We start from the raw sequence: 15,233 nt of genomic DNA on the forward strand, positions 1-15,233 counted from the left end.
GGCGCCCGCCCCGGCCTACCGTGAAGGGCCCGATGAGAGGAACGACATGAACGACGACGCGGACCCCCGGCCCCCGGGCGACGCCGCCTCCGACGTGCTCCGTTCGATCTGGCAGGTCGACCGCGACAACGCCTCCGACGTCGGCGAGCTGTGCGGCAACACGACGGTGTGCCGCAACATGAAGGACGTCAGCTTCGAGGAGATGGTCGGGCAGGGCACCGACCTGCGGACCGCGTGGCGCGAGCAGCTCACCCGCGACGGCAAGCTGAACACCTCCGACGGCACCATCGGCGACATCGTCGCGGGCCGCCGGTGACCGGCCCGGTCACCGGCCTCGCCGAGTTGACCGAGCGGCTGAAGGGCGTCGGCTACCTGGCCGACCGCGGCCTGTCCACCGCCGCGTACGTGTCGCTGTCGCTCGGCCGGCCGCTGCTGCTCGAAGGCGAAGTGGGCGTCGGCAAGACGGAGATCGCCAAGGCGCTCGCGACGGTGCTCGGCCGGAAGCTGATCCGGCTGCAGTGCTACGAAGGCATCGACGTCCACCAAGCGCTGTACGAGTGGGACTACGCGCGCCAGCTGCTGCAGATCCGCGCCCTCACGGGCAACGACCTGGGCGGGGAGGAAACCGTCGCGAACCTCTACGGCCCGGAGTTCCTGCTTGAGCGGCCGCTGCTGGAGGCGGTGCGCGCGGGCGGCTCGGCCGTGCTCCTGCTCGACGAGATCGACCGCGCCGACGACGAGTTCGAAGCGTTCCTGCTCGAACTCCTCTCCGACTTCCAGGTGAGCATCCCGGAGATCGGCACGATCCGGGCGGACAGCCCGCCGCTGGTGGTGCTGACCTCCAACCGCACCAGGGAACTGCACGACGCGCTCAAACGACGCTGCCTCTACCACTGGGTGGGCTACCCGGACGCCGATCGCGAGCTGGAAATCGTGCTGACCCGCGCCCCCGGCGTCCCCGAGGTGCTCGCCCGCAAGGTGGTCGCCGCGGTCAACCGGCTTCGCGAACTCGACCTGGCCAAGCCGCCCGGCGTCGCGGAGTCCATCGACTGGACGCGCACGGTCGAGGTAGTAGGCGGTCACGACCTCGATCCGGGGATCGCCGCGGACACCCTCGGCGCCGTGGTGAAGGACCGCGACGACCTCGACCTGGTCTACCCGCAGCTGGAGCGGGTCGTCGGTGGCTGAGGACGCCGGTTCCGCGACGGGCGCCGGCTTCACGCGGACGCTCGTCGGCTTCGGCCGCGAACTCCGCCGCGCGGGCCTGCCGGTCGGCACCGGCGACATCATGACCTACGGCGCGGCGGGCGCCCTGCTCAACCCGGCCGACCTGGTCGACCTCTACTGGGCCGGGCGCACCACCCTGGTCACCCGGCGCGAGCACCTCCCGGTCTACGACGTCACGTTCCGGCGCTACTTCCTCGACGAGCCGGACGAACCCGAGGACCCGCCGCCGTTCTCGGTGCAGCAGCGGGCGGAAGCGAACGCGACGCTGCAACTGCCGGACCCGGAGCACGGCCCGGAAGGCACCCCGGAGGACGAGCGGCAGGCGCGGATGGGGCTGGTGGCCTCGGCCGCGACCACGGCTCGGCACCGCTCGTTCGCCGACTGCACACCGGAGGAGCTGGCGGTGCTGCGCCGGATCATGCGAGGCATCCGCCTGGTGCCCCCGCGCCGCCGCTCGCGCCGCACCCGGCCGGCCCGCGCCGGGCGCACCCCCGACCTGCGGCGGGTCGTCCGGTCGGCGGTGCGCCGGCACGGCGAGCCCGGCGAACTCGCGTGGCGCGCGCGGCGGCTGCGCGCCCGGCCGCTCATTCTGATCCTGGACGTCTCGGGGTCGATGGCCGACTACTCCCGCGCGCTGCTGCAGTTCGCCCACGGCACCAGCCGCTCCGCGCGCAAGGTGGAGGTCTTCTGCTTCGGCACCCGGCTGACCCGGATCACCCGGCAGCTCGACCGCCGCCGCCCGGACGACGCGCTCCGCGCCGCCGCCGAACGGGTCGTCGACTGGGAGGGCGGCACCCGGATCGGCGACTCGCTCGCCGCGTTCGTGCGCGACTGGGGCCGGCGCGGGATGAGCCGGGGCGGGATCGTGGTGATCTGTTCCGACGGGCTCGACCGCGGGTCCCCCGAACACCTCGACGGCGCGCTGCGGAAACTGACCCGGTTGAGTCACCGGATCGTGTGGCTCAACCCGCACAAGGGCGACCACGGCGAAGACTGGGTGCCGAGCAGCCTCGGCATGATGGTCGCGGCGCCCTACATCGACGAGCTGCTGTCCGGGCACGACCTGGCCAGCCTGGAGAAACTGGCCGCGGTGCTGCCGCGGCTGCGATGAGGCGAGGAGACGAAGATGCCGAGCTGGAGCGTGACCGTCGAGGCCGACGGCGATCGGCCGTTGGGCCGCGAGGAGATCGTGGCGCTGGCCGACGCCGTGGCGCGGCACGACGGGGTCGCCTCCGGGATCGGCCAGCAGACCTACGGCGTCCAGATCCTCGTCGAGGCGCCCAGCCGCGACGAGGCGGCAGAGCGGGCGAAGGAGCTTTTCGCCGAGGCGGTCAGGGAGGCGGGCCTGCCCCCGTGGCCGGTGTCGAGCTTGATTCCGATGTCCGAACAGGACGAACTGGAGGAGCTGTTCGCCCACGAGCAGCGCGAGGCGTGAGCGGGCCCCGATGATCCGTCTCGGCACGCTCGCCGGCTACTCGTTCGAAGGACCCCGGGTCCTCGCCGGATGGACCCCGCCCTCCGCGAGCGGGGTGTACGCGATCTTCTACCCCGATCCGGGCCGTCCCGGATCGGAGCGGCTCGCGGTCTGCTACGTCGGGCACACCGACGACTTCACGACCGCGGGCTTCCCGTTCCGGCATCCGGCCGCGCCCTGCTGGATCGCCCGCGCCGGCACCAAGTTCCGGCTCAAGATCGCCACGTTCGAGGTGCCCGGCGGCACCGCCGCGCACCGGGAGCAGATCACCCAGGAACTGATCGCGGTCTACCGCCCCAGCTGCAACGAACAGCAGTACGACCAGGCGTGGGAGCGGCACTGGATCGGCGATTACGACGCGCCGAACACCACCGGCCCCCTCACGACAGGACTCACCCCAGACCAATCGCGGCGCACACCCCGCCTCGGCCGCGAGCCCTGACCCACCCGCATTTCGCACGCGGAAAGTCCGTGAGGGGAGCCCTGAAGGAATCTGATTCCTTCAGGGCTCCCCTCACGGACGGCTGCGGAAAAGGAGCGCGCCTGTGGTCAGGCGCCTGAGCGCGGCGGGCCGTGGCCCGCGGCGGCGGGCACGCCCTCGGGGCGGTAGCCCACGCCGTCATGCAGACGCGAGCGGCGAGTGCCCGAAGCCGGACGCGCGGGCAGGCGGTCGTCCGGGTCGGGATCGCGCCGCGGCGAGACGCCGGTGACGATGCCCTCGGCGAACCCGTAGAGCAGCGGCAGCGCGCCCGCGACGACTCCGCCGGTGCGGTTGATGTGGTCGAGACCGGGCCGGATCGGCTCGGCGTTCGCCTTGATCGCGCGCACCAGCTCCGCGCACTCCTCCAGCAGCGCCGCGACCCGGGTGAGCTGGCCGCCGACCACGAACAAGTAGCCGGCCAGCACCGCGATCAGCGCGACGATGACGAGGACGCTCGTCAGGACCATGGCTCAGGACCTCACCTTCTCGTAGACCCGGCCGAGGAACAGGTGGTGCTTGAGGCCCTCGCCCAGCACCGCCTCGACCCCCGCCGCCGTCTCGGCGATCAGGGCCGTGTCTTCGGTGTTGGCGGCGGCCGCCTTGAGCTTGTCGCGTACCTTCGTGACGCGTTTCTCGATGGTGGCGACCAGCACGACCAGGACGGTCAGCAGCCCGGCGACCGCGAGCACGACCACGATGCCGCCGATGTTGGCGATGGTCCAGAGGGTTTCGTCGGTTTCGGTGAGCGCGAGGCTCATGTCAGCCACCCAGCCTTTCGCGTCCGCGCCGCAGGCCGGCGACGATGACCCCGGCGTGGTCGATGGTGGTGCGCAGCCCGGACAGGGCGGCGGTGTTGGCGACGGACTCGGCGAGCGAGTCGTCGATGTCGCCCGCCTGGCGGCCGATGCGGCGGGCCAGCAGCAGGATCGGCACCACGAGCGCGACGACGACGAGAACGACGACGATCGCGATCACGTAGCCGAGGGTCCATCCGGCGGTGGAGCTCATCGGAGGCCTCCTCAGATCGTTTCGGTGAAGTCGCGGACGGGCTTGAGGCTGGCGTTGACCGACGGCACGACGGCGGGCACCGGCCGGGTGCGGTCCGCGATCACGCGGACCCCGTCGATGACGCCGTCGAGAGTGGCGGCGGTCGCCCTCAGGTGGAAGATGACGCGGGTCAGGCCGAGTGCGGCGGCCGCGATGATCAGCGCGGCGAGGACCAGGGTGACCCAAGCTTCGGCAGGCATCCTCAGTGCTCCCCTCAGCCCAGCAGCTTCGCGACGGAGCCGCCGTACCGCGCGGCGCCGACGGCGACCTCGCGCACGGTCCGGTCGGTCACCGCCAGCTGTTCCGGCACGCCGTCCAGCTCTCCGGCGAGCGCACCGCCGCCGGCGAGGATGTCGTCGGCCGCGCCGCGGATGCGCTCCAGCGCCGCCAGCACGCGGTTGAGCAACGCGACCAGGATGGGCACCACGGCCACCAGCAACAGCGCGTTGCCGATCCACCACAGCATCGGGTTCTCCTTCGATTGAGAGCGGAGCCTCAGCGCGGCTGGGGCTGGTAGGGCAGGAAGAAGCGGCTGAAGACGCGCAGCAACGCGAGCTTCACTGCCTGCAAGCCGATCGCGAGACCGCTCGCCGACTTGGCTTCGAGCTTGGACAGGTCCTCGCCGCGCTCGATCGCCTCGATCCGCCGCTGGGCGTTGTCGGCGAACTGTCCGATCAGGACGGACGTCACGTCCGAAACCATGCCGCGGCCGTACTGCGCCGCGGCGCCGGACAAGGTCAGGTCGATCGAGAGATCCACCTTGGTGCCCTTCGCGACCGACAGCAGCTGTGCGGTGAGCATCAGCGAGGCGTTCCCTCGGCCCTTCTCGTCGGAGCCCGCGCCGTCGACGACCAGCTTCTTCGCCGCGTCGTCGCGTTCGAGCACTTTGGCCAGACCGCCGAAGGCCAGCTTGACCGGGCCCATGCTGATCATGACCTTGCCCTTGTACTGGTCGTCGCCGAGGTCCTCGTTCAGGTCGGCTCCGGGCAGGCTCGCCGCGACCTGCGGGATGTCGTTGAAGAACGCCCACACCTTGTCGATCGGCTGCGGCACGACGACGTCTTTGTTGATGAGCATCGCGCGGCTCCTCTCAGTCCGTCTTCACCGGCGGCGCGCCGGACACGTCGACGCCCTTGGACAGGGCTTCGTAGACCCGGTCCGGCAGCATCGGCATGTCGACGTTGCGCACACCCAGGTGCGAAAGCGCGTTGACCACCGCGTTGACGAAGGCCGCGGGACCGCCGACGGTGGCGCACTCCCCGACGCCCTTGGCGCCGATCGGATGGTGCGGCGAGGGCGTGACGACCTCGTGCAGCTCCCAGCCCGGGGTCTCCCAGGCGGTGGGCAGCAGGTAGTCCATGAAGTTCGAGCCGACGCAGTTGCCGTCGGCGTCGAAGGTGATGAACTGCATGCTCGCCATCGCGTAGGCCTCGGTCAGGCCGCCCTGGATCTGGCCCTCGACGATGAGCGGGTTGATCCGGACGCCGCAGTCGTCGACGGCGACGAACCGCAGCACGTCCCACACCCCGGTCTCGGGGTCGATCTCGACCGTGCAGACGTACGCGGCGAACGGCCAGGTCAGGTTCGGCGGGTCGTAGTAGGAGACCGCTTCCAGGCCGGGTTCGAGTCCGTCGGGCATGTTGGAGTACGCCGCCAGGCACGCTTCCTGGATGGTCACTCCGCGCGAGGGCTGGCTGCGCACGTAGAACCGGCCGAGTTCCCATTCGACGTCCTCTTCGGACACTTCGAGCAGGTGCGCGGCGATCTTGCGGGCCTTGGCCTTGACCTTGCGCGCGGCCATCGCGATCGCGGCTCCGGCCACCGGCGTGCTCCGGGACGCGTAGGTGCCCATGCCGAACGGCGCGGTGTCGGTGTCGCCCTCCTCGACGACGATGTCGTCGGCGGGCAGGCCCAGTTCGTGGGCGACGATCTGCGCCCACGTGGTCTCGTGGCCCTGGCCCTGGGTCTTCGCGCCGGTGCGCAGCAGCGCCTTGCCGGTCATGTGGACCCGCAGTTCGGCCGAGTCGAACATCTTGATGCCGAGGATGTCGTACTCGCGGCTGTTGCCCGCGCCGAGCGGCTCGGTCATCGTCGAGATCCCGATGCCGAGCAGCCTGCCCCGCTTGCGGGCCTCGGCCTGTTCGACGAGGAAGCCCTCGTAGTCGATCTCCTTGAGCGCCAGGTCGAGCGCCTTGCCGTACTGGCCGGAGTCGGTCAGGAAGCCGTACGGCGTGCGGTGCGGGAAGTCGTCGTCCTTGACCAGGTTGAGCCTGCGGAACGCCGCCTGGTCGATGCCCGCGTCCTCGGCCGCGGCCTGGACCATCCGTTCCTGGAAGAACATCGCCTCGGTGACCCGGAACGAGCACCGGTAGGCGACGCCGCCGGGCGCCTTGGTGGTGTAGACGCCGCGCGCCGCGAGGTGGGCATACGGGACGTCGTAGGCCGCGAACGCCGAGTGCATCAGCCCGATCTTGAACTTGCTCGGCTGCGCGTCGGCGAAGAACGCCCCGTGGTCGGAGGTGGTGTTCATCTTGACCGCGAGGATCTTGCCGTCCTTGCGCATCGCGACCTGGCCGTCGAGGTAGACGTCCCGGCCGAACCCGGTCGAGATCAGGTTGCCGGTGCGGTCCTCGACCCATTTGACCGGACGCTCGGCGAGGATCGAGGCGAGGATCGCGACGACGTAGGACGGGTAGACCGGGACCTTGTTGCCGAAGCCGCCGCCGAGGTCCGGCGAGATGATCCGGATCTGGTGCTCGGGCAGTTCGGCGATCAGCGCCACGGCGGCGCGCACGATGTGCGGCGCCTGCGTGGTGAGGTAGACCGTGAGCTTCCCGGTCGACCGGTCGAAGTCCGCGATCGCCCCGCAGGCCTCCAGCGGGGAGGGATGCGAACGCGGGTAGTGCAGCTTGACCCGGGACACGACGTCGGCCTCGTCGAAGGCGCGCTCGGTGCCCGCCTTGTCGCCGACCTCCCAGTCGAACACGACGTTGTCTTCCTGGCCGAGCTTGTCGTCGCGGATGAGCGGCGCGTCGGCGGCCAGCGCCTGCTCCGGGTTGACGACCGGCGGGAGAGGCTCGTACTCGACCTGGATCGCGGTGACCGCGTCCTTCGCGATGTACGGGTCGTCCGCGACGACCGCGGCGACCTCCTGGCCCTGGAACCGGACCTTGTCGGTGGCGAGCACCGCCTGCGTGTCGTAGCTGAGGGTGGGCATCCACCCGAGGTTGCGGGTCGCCAGCGCCTCGCCGGTCAGCACCAGGCGCACGCCGGGGATTTCCCAGGCCTTCGAGGTGTCGATCGACTTGATCCGGGCGTGCGCCATCGGGCTCCGCAGCACCTCCATGTGGAGCATGCCGGGCAGCACGACGTCGTCGAAGTAGTTGCCCTTGCCGCGGATGAACCGGTTGTCCTCCACGCGACGGCGGCTGGCGCCGAGGCCGCCCAGCTTGATCTCGTCCAGCGGCGGCGGCGCCGTCGGCCGTGGTTCTGCCGTCTGGGTCACCGGTGTGCTCCGTTCTGCTGTGCCGCGGTGTAGTCCGCGACGGCGTTGTGCGGGTCGTCGCCGCGTTCCTTCGCGGCGGCCCACAGCACTGCTTTGACGATGTTCTGGTAGCCGGTGCAGCGGCAGAGGTTGCCCGAGAGCGCGAACCGCACTTCGTCCTCGGTGGGGTTCGGGTTCTCGTCGAGGAGGGCGCGGGCGGACAGCATCATCCCGGGGGTGCAGAAGCCGCACTGCAGGGCGTGCTCGTCCTTGAAGCCCTCCTGCACCGGGTCGAGTTCGCTGCCCTTCGCCATGCCCTCGACGGTGGTCACGTCGCGCCCGTCGGCCTGGACGGCGAGGACGGTGCAGCTCTTGACCGGCTTGCCGTCCAGCAGCACGGTGCACGCGCCGCAGTTGGTGGTGTCGCACCCGGTGTGCGTGCCGGTGAGCTTGAGCCCCTGGCGCAGGAAGTGGGCGAGCAGCAGCCTCGGCTCGATGTCGGCCGTGCGCCGCCTGCCGTTGACCGTGACCGTGACGCGGTTGACCGGGACGTCGTCGGGAACGGGCTCGGCGATTTCGTCGAACAGGCTGGTCATCACGCCGCCCTTTCTTGATCGGTGCCAATGCCGGCCAGGATCCGCCGGACGAAGGTGTGCACGACGTGCCGCTTGTACTCGGCGCTGCCCCGGTGGTCGGATTTCGGGTTGGCGGCCTCGGCCGCGAGGTCCGCGGCGCGGGCGACGGTGTCGGCGCCGATCGGCCGGTCGAGCAACGCGCCCGCGGCGGCCTCGGCGTTGATGGTCGCGCTGCCGACGCCGGTGAGCGCGATGCCTGCCCGGACCACCCGGCCCCCGGCCAGTTCCAGGCCGACCGCGGCGCCCGCGGTCGCGAAGTCGCCGACCCGGCGCTCCAGTTTGAGGAAACCGCCGGCGACCGACCCCTTCGGCGCGGGAATCCTCGCCTCGATCGCGATCTCGTCGTAGGAGAGCACGTTCTGGAAGGGCCCGGTCACGAAGTCCCTGACCGCGATCGTGCGCCTGCCTTCGGGGCCGTACGCGACGACGGAGCCGTCGAGCGCGATCATCACCGCCGCCCAGTCGCCCTGCGGGTCGGCGTGGCACACCGAGCCGACCAGGGTGCCGCGGCTGCGCACGATCGGGTCCGCGATCAACGGCGCGGCCGCCGCCGCGGTGGGCTGGCGCCTGCCGATTTCGGCGGAGCGTTCGAGCATGCCGTGCCGGGCGAGCGCACCGATCCGGAAGGATCCGTCCGCCTCGACCTCGATGCGGTCGAGGCCCGGCAGGTTGTTGATGTCGACGAGGATCGAGGGGCTCGCGAACCGCAGTTTGAGCAAGGGGATCAGGCTCTGGCCGCCGGCCAGCACCTTGCCGTCGCTCTCGGCCTTCTGGAGCAGTTCGACGGCCTCGTCGAGCGCGCGGGGCGACGCGTAGCGGAAGCGTCCGGGGTACATGCGGGCTCTCTCCTAGCTCGTGGGGGCGCCGTCCGGGCCGTCGATGGACAGCCTGCGGCGGGGGACGTACTCGGACTGCGGGTCCGGCACGGCGACGGGCCCCGCCTCGGCCTCGGCGGGATCGGGCCGGGGCTGCTGGTGCGGCGGCCACGGGCCCTGCACCGGCTGCCCGGCGATCTTGAAGAAGTCGACCAGCTGCGAGTACGCGAAGATCGTCGGCGAGACGCCGGTGCCCTCGCGGGGCGCGTTCTCGATCAGCTCGTAGATGCGCGGGTTGCCCGGACTGTGACCGTCGGACTCGATAGCCGGCATGGGTGCGGCACCTCCTGCTGGATCTCGGCGCAGCAGCCCCGGGGAGCGCCGTCGCCACCTGAGATCCCAACCTCCCAGCGCGCACGTCGTGCGTCTATTCGCGGCTAAGCGAACGCTGAGTGCGGTCGAGGGCGCGACGGGGGTCAGGACCAGAGGGTCACGTGGACCGCCGGGCGGAACCGGCCCACGCCGGCCCCTCGGCGCTGGAGCATCGCCCTCGTCGCCCGCGGCGTCGCGACGAAGCGGCACAGCTCCGCCGCGGACGAGGGCGCCCGGTCGCCGACGAGAGTGGCGATGCTCCACCCGCCGCGGCCGCTCAGCAGCGGTCCTTCGACCCGGGCGAGCGCGCCGTTTTCGAGATCTTCGGTCACCGCGAAGCGGACGGTGAGCGCGACTCCGTGTCCGCGCTTGGCCTCCTCGATCGCCGCCGCGTGGCTCTGGAAGATGCGCTGCCGCTGCTCGGGCACGCCCAAGCGGCGCAGCATCTCGGTGACCGTCCCGCCGCGCTCCATCGCCGACGGCCCGAGCAGCCAGGGCTGTTCCCGGAGCAGGCGAACCGACGGCGGCGAACTCACCGCCGGATGCCGCGGCGCCGCGACCGTGATCACCTCGTAGTTGAGGAAGTGGTTGCTCTGGACGTCGCGCCCGCCGAGCTGGTCCCGGGGCGCGATCACCACGTCCAGGCTGCGGGTGACGAGCAGGGTCTCGAACCGCCCGCTCCCGTCCGTGCTGAGCTCGACGTCGAGGTCCGCGGCCCGCTGGGTGAACGCCTCGATCAGCCCCGGCGCGGCGTATTCGGCGAAGAGTCCGGAGGCCCCGAGCCGGAGAAGGCGACGGCCCCGGCCCGCCTGTTTCACCTCCTGTATGGTGCGGTCGCGCAGGCCGAGCAGCTCGACCGAACGGCTCGCCAGCCGCAGTCCGCCCGGGGTGAAGGCGAGGCCGGAACCGGTACGGGTGAAGAGCGGGTCGCCCAGTTCCTTCCGGAGCTGGCCGACGTGCAGCGAGACCGCTGCTTCGCTCACGTCGAGTTCGGCCGCGGCCGCCTTGACCGAGCCGAGCCGCGCCACCGCGGAATACGCTTTGAGCTGCGACGGAGTCATCATCGGGTGAACGTCCTAGGAGTGAGTGGGTGACGATCCCGCAACTGCGCGCCTTCGCCGCCGTCGTGCGGTACGGCTCGGTCAAATCGGCCGCGGCGGCGCTCGGCGTCTCGGAGTCCACCGTTTCCATGCACGTCGCCCAGCTCCGCAAGGAACTCGGCGATCCGCTTTTCACGCGCACCGGTTCCGGACTGGCGTTCACCCCGGGCGGGTTGCGGCTGGCGAGCCGTTCGGTCGAGCTGCTCGGGCTGCAGAACCGCACCGTGGAGGAGATCGGCCAGGCCGCACAGGGGCTCCGGCTGCTGCGTGTCGGCGCGACGTCGCTGTTCGCCGAACACGCGGCGCCGGGGCTGATCGAATCCTTCACCCAGCGCGCCACGGATCTCGAAGTCGAGCTGAGCGTGCACCAGGCGAGCGAGTTCGAGGAACTCCTCCGGACCAGGGCGATCGACGTCGCGATCGGGCCGCCCGCCGCGAGCCCCCGCCCGGGCCTCGTCCAGCGCGCCTTCCTGGCCTACGACGTCGAGGTCGTCACCACGCCGGACCACCCGCTCGCCGGGCGCCCGGTCTCGGCGGCCGAGCTCGCCCGCGCGACCTGGCACCTCGGCCCGTCCGCGGTCGGCCCGGCGGGTGCGATCCCGGCGATGCTCCAGCGGCTGCGCGTTCCGGAGTCGCATCAGCGGATCTTCCAGAGCGAGGCCTCGGCGCTGGAGGAGGTGCACCACGCCGCGGCGGTCGCCCCCGCGGTGGTGTTCTCGGTCTCGGCCAACCTGGCCGCGGGCAGGCTGGTGCGGGTGACCGGGCAGGGCACGAAACAGCGCGGGGTCTGGGTCGCCTCCGCCCGCGAGGAGGACCGCGAGCAGACGAGCGCGGAACTGCTGCGCTTCCTGCAGACGCCTCGGGCCACCCAGGCGATGATCAAGGGGTCCGGGGTGCCCATCAGGAGGTTCCGCCCCGCGGTCTACGTGACGCTGTGGAGCTGAGCTCGTCGACGACGCCGGCCAGTTCGGCCAGCGTCGCGGCGGGGAGCACCGAGTCGCAGTGCGGCAGCGCGGCGGCCATGCCGCCGACGAGCGGCCGGTAGCCGGGTTCTCCCGCGCGCGGATTGATCCACACGACGCGGTGCGCGCGGCGCGCGATCCGGGCCATCTCCGCCGCGAGCCGCTCCGGCGGATCGGTGTCCCAGCCGTCGGACGCGACCACCACCACGGCGCCGCGGAGCAGTTCCGCGTGGGGCGAGCGGATCAGGGTCCGCAGGCTCGAAGCGATGCGCGTGCCGCCGTACCGGTCGCCGACGAGCAAGCTCGCCTCGGCGACCGCCTCGGCCGGAGTGCGCCGCCGCAACGCGGGCGAAAGCCGGGTGAGCGTGGTGCCGAACGCGAAGGTCTCCCCCGCCTCCACCGAGGCGGCCCGCATCAGGTGCAGGAACGCGGTGACATAGGGCCGCATCGACTCGCTCACGTCGCACAGGACCACCAGCCTGCGCGGGCGGTGCCGCGGCCGGGTCCGGACCAGGTGCAGCGGCTCGCCTCCGGTACGCCGCCAGCGGCGGGCCGTGCGCCGCAGGTCGAGGCGGCCGTATCGGCTCGCTTCCCGCCGCCGGGTCCGGCGCCGGTGCGCGGCGTCGCGCAGCCGGGCCCCGAGATCGGCCAGCATCCGCTCGTCGAGGTCGTCGAACGAGGCCGGGGCCGCTCGCGCTGCCGCCCACCCCGGGGCGGGCACCGGGACGGCCCGCCCGTCGGGACGGCCGGGCCCGCCGGCCGCGGTCTGGCGCGGACTCGTCACCCACGGCACCGCGCCCTCCGTTTCCGTCCCGGCCGGGGCGTTCGGCACGGCGCGGCGCGCGGCGGCGGGCCGGGTCGCCGCCAGCGTTGCGCCGGGCGCGGGCGACCCGCCGGACGGGACGCCGACGAGATCGTCGAAGACCCGGTCGTAGGCGGCGAGGTCGCCGGGACCGCACACGAGCGTGACCCTGGCGGTCCAGTACAGCCTCGAACGCCGGTCGCCCGGAGCCGCGAAAACGCCCGGCAGCGCGGCGGTCAAGGCCGCCGCGCCGCGCGGGTCGGCCGCCACTCCCGCCTCGCGGAGGCGGGCGAGGAGCAACGACGCCAGTGCCGCCAAGTCGGGCCGGTCCGGCCGTTCGGGACCAGGTGCGGCGGGGACGGCCGGGTCCGCCCGATCGCCCGCGCGCGGCCGGTTCGCGGCGCCTTTCCCTGCCTCGCGGCCGGAAAGCTCTCGGCCTGAGTTCATCCCAGCGCTCCCTCCCGGATGGCGCGCCCGACCGCGGCCAGGTCGTCCGGGGTCTTGGCGATCGCGCCGAGCGAAGGCGCCACGGCGGCGGGATCGGGGACGTCCGCCCCGAGCGCGGCGAGCACCCGTGCCCAGTCGATCGCTTCCGCCATTCCCGGCGCCTTGTCCAGGTCCAGCTCCCGCAGGCGGCTGACGCCGCGGCCGATCGCCGCGACCAGGTCCCCCGACGCGTCCGGGACCCGGTGCCGCAGGATCGCCGTGACCTGGTCGGGCCCGGGGAAATCGATCCAGTGGTAGAGGCATCGGCGGCGCAGTGCGTCGTGGAGTTCGCGAGTGCGGTTGGAAGTGAGCACGACCACCATCGGTCCCGCGGCGCGGACAGTCCCGAACTCGGGAATGGTGATCGCCCGTTCGCCGAGGAACTCCAGCAGCAGTGCCTCGAACTCGTCGTCGGCCCGGTCGATCTCGTCGATCAGCAGCACCGGCGGCACCGGCCCGTCGTGGCGCAGGCAGGCCAGCAGCGGCCGGTCTTCGAGGAATCGCTCGCTGAACAGGTCTTCCTCGCCGATGGCCGAACCCTGGGCCTCGGCCAGCCGGATCGCGAGCAGCTGCCGCTGGTAGTTCCACTCGTAAAGCGCCTCGTGCGGTCCCAGCCCCTCGTAGCACTGCAACCGGTGCAACCGCGACCCGAGCGCGCGGGCGAGCGCGGCCGCGGCGCCGGTCTTGCCGACGCCCGGCTCTCCCTCAAGCAGCAGCGGCAACCCGAGGTCGACGGCCAGGTGCAGGGCAGTCGCCAGCCCCTCGTCGACCAAGTGGTCCTCGGCCAGCAGTGCGCGTCGCACCGCGTCGGGACTGTCGAGGCGGGTCACCGCGCCTCCCTCGCGCCGCCGACGAGCCGCTCGTAGTCGGCCCAGGTGTCCACGTCCGGCGGCACCGGCCCGGCGGCGCGATGGACCGCGAGGTCGTCGCCCGCCCGGTCGACCAGCTTCCAGACGCCCTTGTCGCCGTGCAGGGTCGCGAGTTCGCCGAACAGCTCGCGGCCCAGCCAGAAGGGATGCCCGATACCGTCGTCATACGCCGTGACGCCGATCGGGCGGTGCGCCGCGACCGCGACCAGCGCGGCGACGTCGGCGGGCCGCACCGTCGGCTGGTCGCCGAGCAGAAGTGCGACGCCGTGCGCGCTGTCGTGCACGGCCGGGAGCGCTGCCGCGATGGACGACGAGCATCCCTCGCCGTACGACGGGTTGCGCACGACCTCCGTGCCGGACAGGTCCACCGTCTCCTCGACCTGCTCGGCCGCCCCGCCGAGCGTCACGAGGAGCTGGCCGAACCCGCATCGGCGGGCGGTCGCGAGAGTCGCGTCCAGCAGTGTGCCGCCCGCATAGGGCAGCAGCTGCTTCGGCCTGCCGAGCCGGCGCGAGCCGCCCGCCGCCAGTACCAGGCCCGTCACCCGGCCGAGAGCTGCTCCGTCCCCGGTCATCCCACGCTCACGCTGTGCTCGGCCTTGAACGCGTCGCGGCAGCCTGGGCGGCAGAAGTAGTAGTCGGTCCCGTCGACGTCGAGATGGATCGCGTCCGGCGCGACCACGACGTTCATGCCGCAGACCGGGTCGGTCGCGACCGCAGGCCGGGCGGACGGCGGCGGCTCCGAGCCCTCGTGCCCGGCGGCGTCCCGGGCGCGCAGCACGGACACGATCTCGGCGAGGATCGACAGCGCGATCTCCTCCGGCGTTCCCGCGCTGATCGGGAGACCGGCCGGGGTGTGCACCCGGGCCCGCTGGTCCTCGTCCAGCCCGGTCTCGTCGAGCACGGCGTGCCCGCGCACCGTGCTCGCCACCAGTCCGACATACGGCACCTCGGCGGCCAGCGCCGCCCGCAGGTCGTCGGGCTCGGGACCGCCGTGCCGGGCGATCACCACCGCGGCCGCCCCGGCGGCGGTCGCGCCGTCCTCGTCGCTGGTCGCCTCGTACCCGACCGCGCCGGCGAGGTCGGCGACCGCCCGGGCGATGGGCGAGGTGCCGACGACGTGGACGACCGGCGCGGGCAGCACCGGCTCAAGGTAGATCTCCACCGCGCCGCCGGACAGGCAGGGGTTGACCTCCACCCGGGCGCCATCGGTCGCGGGGAACTCCGGACCGCCCTCCGGCAGCACCCGCAGCAGCAGGCTGGCGCCGTCGCGGAGCACGTCCAGCGCGGCGAGCTTCACCGAGGCGAGGGTGCACTGGCCGCCGACGAATCCCTCGAGGGTGCCGTCCTCCAGCACGATCGCGTGGTCGCCGGTGCTCACCGACGTCGGCGCCGCGGCACGGACGACAGTCGCGTGGACGAACGGCCTGCGGGCCGCGACCAGTTCGGCTTGGCGCCGGGCAAGGTGTGTGTTCATCGCGC

At 72.4% G+C, this 15,233-nt stretch carries 21 protein-coding genes; 6 read left to right on the plus strand and 15 right to left on the minus strand.

From position 1 onward, the window contains the following. Positions 1-46 precede the first annotated feature (46 nt). The 5 genes from BM362_RS21090 to BM362_RS21110 are packed head-to-tail and all read left to right on the plus strand — an operon-like array spanning position 47 to position 3,143. A complete protein-coding gene (locus BM362_RS21090; RefSeq protein ID WP_043840315.1) occupies positions 47-316 on the plus strand; it encodes a hypothetical protein in 270 nt (89 codons plus the stop codon). Further along, positions 313-1,188: an AAA family ATPase gene (locus BM362_RS21095; RefSeq protein WP_043840318.1), complete on the plus strand. Its 876-nt coding sequence runs from the start codon at positions 313-315 to the stop codon at positions 1,186-1,188. The genes BM362_RS21090 and BM362_RS21095 overlap by 4 nt, the downstream gene beginning before the upstream one ends. Continuing rightward, complete coding sequence (locus BM362_RS21100; protein ID WP_244194797.1) at positions 1,181-2,338, plus strand: vWA domain-containing protein; 1,158 nt, start codon at positions 1,181-1,183, stop codon at positions 2,336-2,338. The genes BM362_RS21095 and BM362_RS21100 overlap by 8 nt, the downstream gene beginning before the upstream one ends. Before the next feature lie 15 nt (positions 2,339-2,353). Further along, on the plus strand, positions 2,354-2,662 hold the full coding sequence (locus tag BM362_RS21105; RefSeq protein ID WP_043833785.1) for a hypothetical protein: 309 nt from the start codon (positions 2,354-2,356) through the stop codon (positions 2,660-2,662). 10 nt (positions 2,663-2,672) lie between these two features. Next, entirely contained in the window at positions 2,673-3,143 is a 471-nt protein-coding gene (locus BM362_RS21110) for a hypothetical protein (RefSeq protein WP_051172422.1), read from the plus strand. A gap of 107 nt (positions 3,144-3,250) precedes the next feature. Here BM362_RS21110 and BM362_RS21115 read toward each other — a convergent pair whose 3' ends face one another. The 11 genes from BM362_RS21115 to BM362_RS21165 form a co-directional block, all read right to left on the minus strand. Next, positions 3,251-3,649, minus strand: coding sequence for a hypothetical protein (locus BM362_RS21115; protein WP_051172424.1), 399 nt, complete (start codon positions 3,647-3,649; stop codon positions 3,251-3,253). A gap of 3 nt (positions 3,650-3,652) precedes the next feature. Continuing rightward, the gene (locus BM362_RS21120) at positions 3,653-3,940 is read right to left on the minus strand and encodes a hypothetical protein (RefSeq protein WP_043833786.1); all 288 of its coding nucleotides are present in this window, start codon (positions 3,938-3,940) and stop codon (positions 3,653-3,655) included. 1 nt (position 3,941) lies between these two features. Continuing rightward, positions 3,942-4,190 carry a hypothetical protein gene (locus tag BM362_RS21125; RefSeq protein ID WP_043833788.1) on the minus strand — a complete coding sequence of 83 codons (249 nt, stop codon included), beginning with the start codon at positions 4,188-4,190 and terminating at the stop codon, positions 3,942-3,944. Between the two features lie 11 nt (positions 4,191-4,201). Further along, positions 4,202-4,429, minus strand: coding sequence for a hypothetical protein (locus tag BM362_RS21130; RefSeq protein WP_043833789.1), 228 nt, complete (start codon positions 4,427-4,429; stop codon positions 4,202-4,204). A 14-nt stretch (positions 4,430-4,443) separates the two neighbouring features. Then, positions 4,444-4,695: a hypothetical protein gene (locus tag BM362_RS21135; RefSeq protein ID WP_043833791.1), complete on the minus strand. Its 252-nt coding sequence runs from the start codon at positions 4,693-4,695 to the stop codon at positions 4,444-4,446. A 29-nt stretch (positions 4,696-4,724) separates the two neighbouring features. Beyond that, complete coding sequence (locus tag BM362_RS21140; protein WP_043833792.1) at positions 4,725-5,306, minus strand: SRPBCC family protein; 582 nt, start codon at positions 5,304-5,306, stop codon at positions 4,725-4,727. 13 nt (positions 5,307-5,319) lie between these two features. After that, a complete protein-coding gene (locus BM362_RS21145; protein ID WP_081684914.1) occupies positions 5,320-7,734 on the minus strand; it encodes an aerobic carbon-monoxide dehydrogenase large subunit in 2,415 nt (804 codons plus the stop codon). Further along, complete coding sequence (locus BM362_RS21150; protein WP_043833794.1) at positions 7,731-8,309, minus strand: (2Fe-2S)-binding protein; 579 nt, start codon at positions 8,307-8,309, stop codon at positions 7,731-7,733. Before BM362_RS21150 ends, BM362_RS21145 begins: the two co-directional genes overlap by 4 nt. Next, positions 8,309-9,184: an FAD binding domain-containing protein gene (locus tag BM362_RS21155; protein WP_067579067.1), complete on the minus strand. Its 876-nt coding sequence runs from the start codon at positions 9,182-9,184 to the stop codon at positions 8,309-8,311. The genes BM362_RS21150 and BM362_RS21155 overlap by 1 nt, the downstream gene beginning before the upstream one ends. A 12-nt stretch (positions 9,185-9,196) precedes the next feature. Continuing rightward, complete coding sequence (locus BM362_RS21160; RefSeq protein WP_043833798.1) at positions 9,197-9,496, minus strand: hypothetical protein; 300 nt, start codon at positions 9,494-9,496, stop codon at positions 9,197-9,199. 143 nt (positions 9,497-9,639) lie between these two features. Further along, positions 9,640-10,599, minus strand: a complete 960-nt coding sequence (locus BM362_RS21165; RefSeq protein ID WP_198545251.1) for a LysR family transcriptional regulator — start codon at positions 10,597-10,599, stop codon at positions 9,640-9,642. A 26-nt stretch (positions 10,600-10,625) separates the two neighbouring features. Here BM362_RS21165 and BM362_RS21170 point away from each other — a divergent pair, with 26 nt between their 5' ends. Further along, positions 10,626-11,579, plus strand: coding sequence for a LysR family transcriptional regulator (locus BM362_RS21170; RefSeq protein WP_043833800.1), 954 nt, complete (start codon positions 10,626-10,628; stop codon positions 11,577-11,579). On the opposite strand, the gene BM362_RS21175 is transcribed toward BM362_RS21170, so the two are convergent. Genes BM362_RS21175 through BM362_RS21190 form a run of 4 tightly spaced genes read right to left on the minus strand, consistent with a single transcriptional unit; the run spans position 11,536 to position 15,228 of the window. Beyond that, positions 11,536-12,846, minus strand: coding sequence for a vWA domain-containing protein (locus tag BM362_RS21175; RefSeq protein ID WP_093574294.1), 1,311 nt, complete (start codon positions 12,844-12,846; stop codon positions 11,536-11,538). The genes BM362_RS21170 and BM362_RS21175 overlap by 44 nt on opposite strands. After that, positions 12,843-13,715: an AAA family ATPase gene (locus tag BM362_RS21180; RefSeq protein ID WP_067579072.1), complete on the minus strand. Its 873-nt coding sequence runs from the start codon at positions 13,713-13,715 to the stop codon at positions 12,843-12,845. Before BM362_RS21180 ends, BM362_RS21175 begins: the two co-directional genes overlap by 4 nt. Next, positions 13,712-14,326 carry a nucleotidyltransferase family protein gene (locus BM362_RS21185; protein ID WP_043833803.1) on the minus strand — a complete coding sequence of 205 codons (615 nt, stop codon included), beginning with the start codon at positions 14,324-14,326 and terminating at the stop codon, positions 13,712-13,714. Before BM362_RS21185 ends, BM362_RS21180 begins: the two co-directional genes overlap by 4 nt. Then, positions 14,323-15,228: an XdhC family protein gene (locus BM362_RS21190; protein ID WP_043833805.1), complete on the minus strand. Its 906-nt coding sequence runs from the start codon at positions 15,226-15,228 to the stop codon at positions 14,323-14,325. Before BM362_RS21190 ends, BM362_RS21185 begins: the two co-directional genes overlap by 4 nt. Positions 15,229-15,233 lie beyond the last annotated feature (5 nt).

Source organism: Amycolatopsis rubida (assembly GCF_900115345.1).
GTDB lineage: Bacteria > Actinomycetota > Actinomycetes > Mycobacteriales > Pseudonocardiaceae > Amycolatopsis > Amycolatopsis rubida.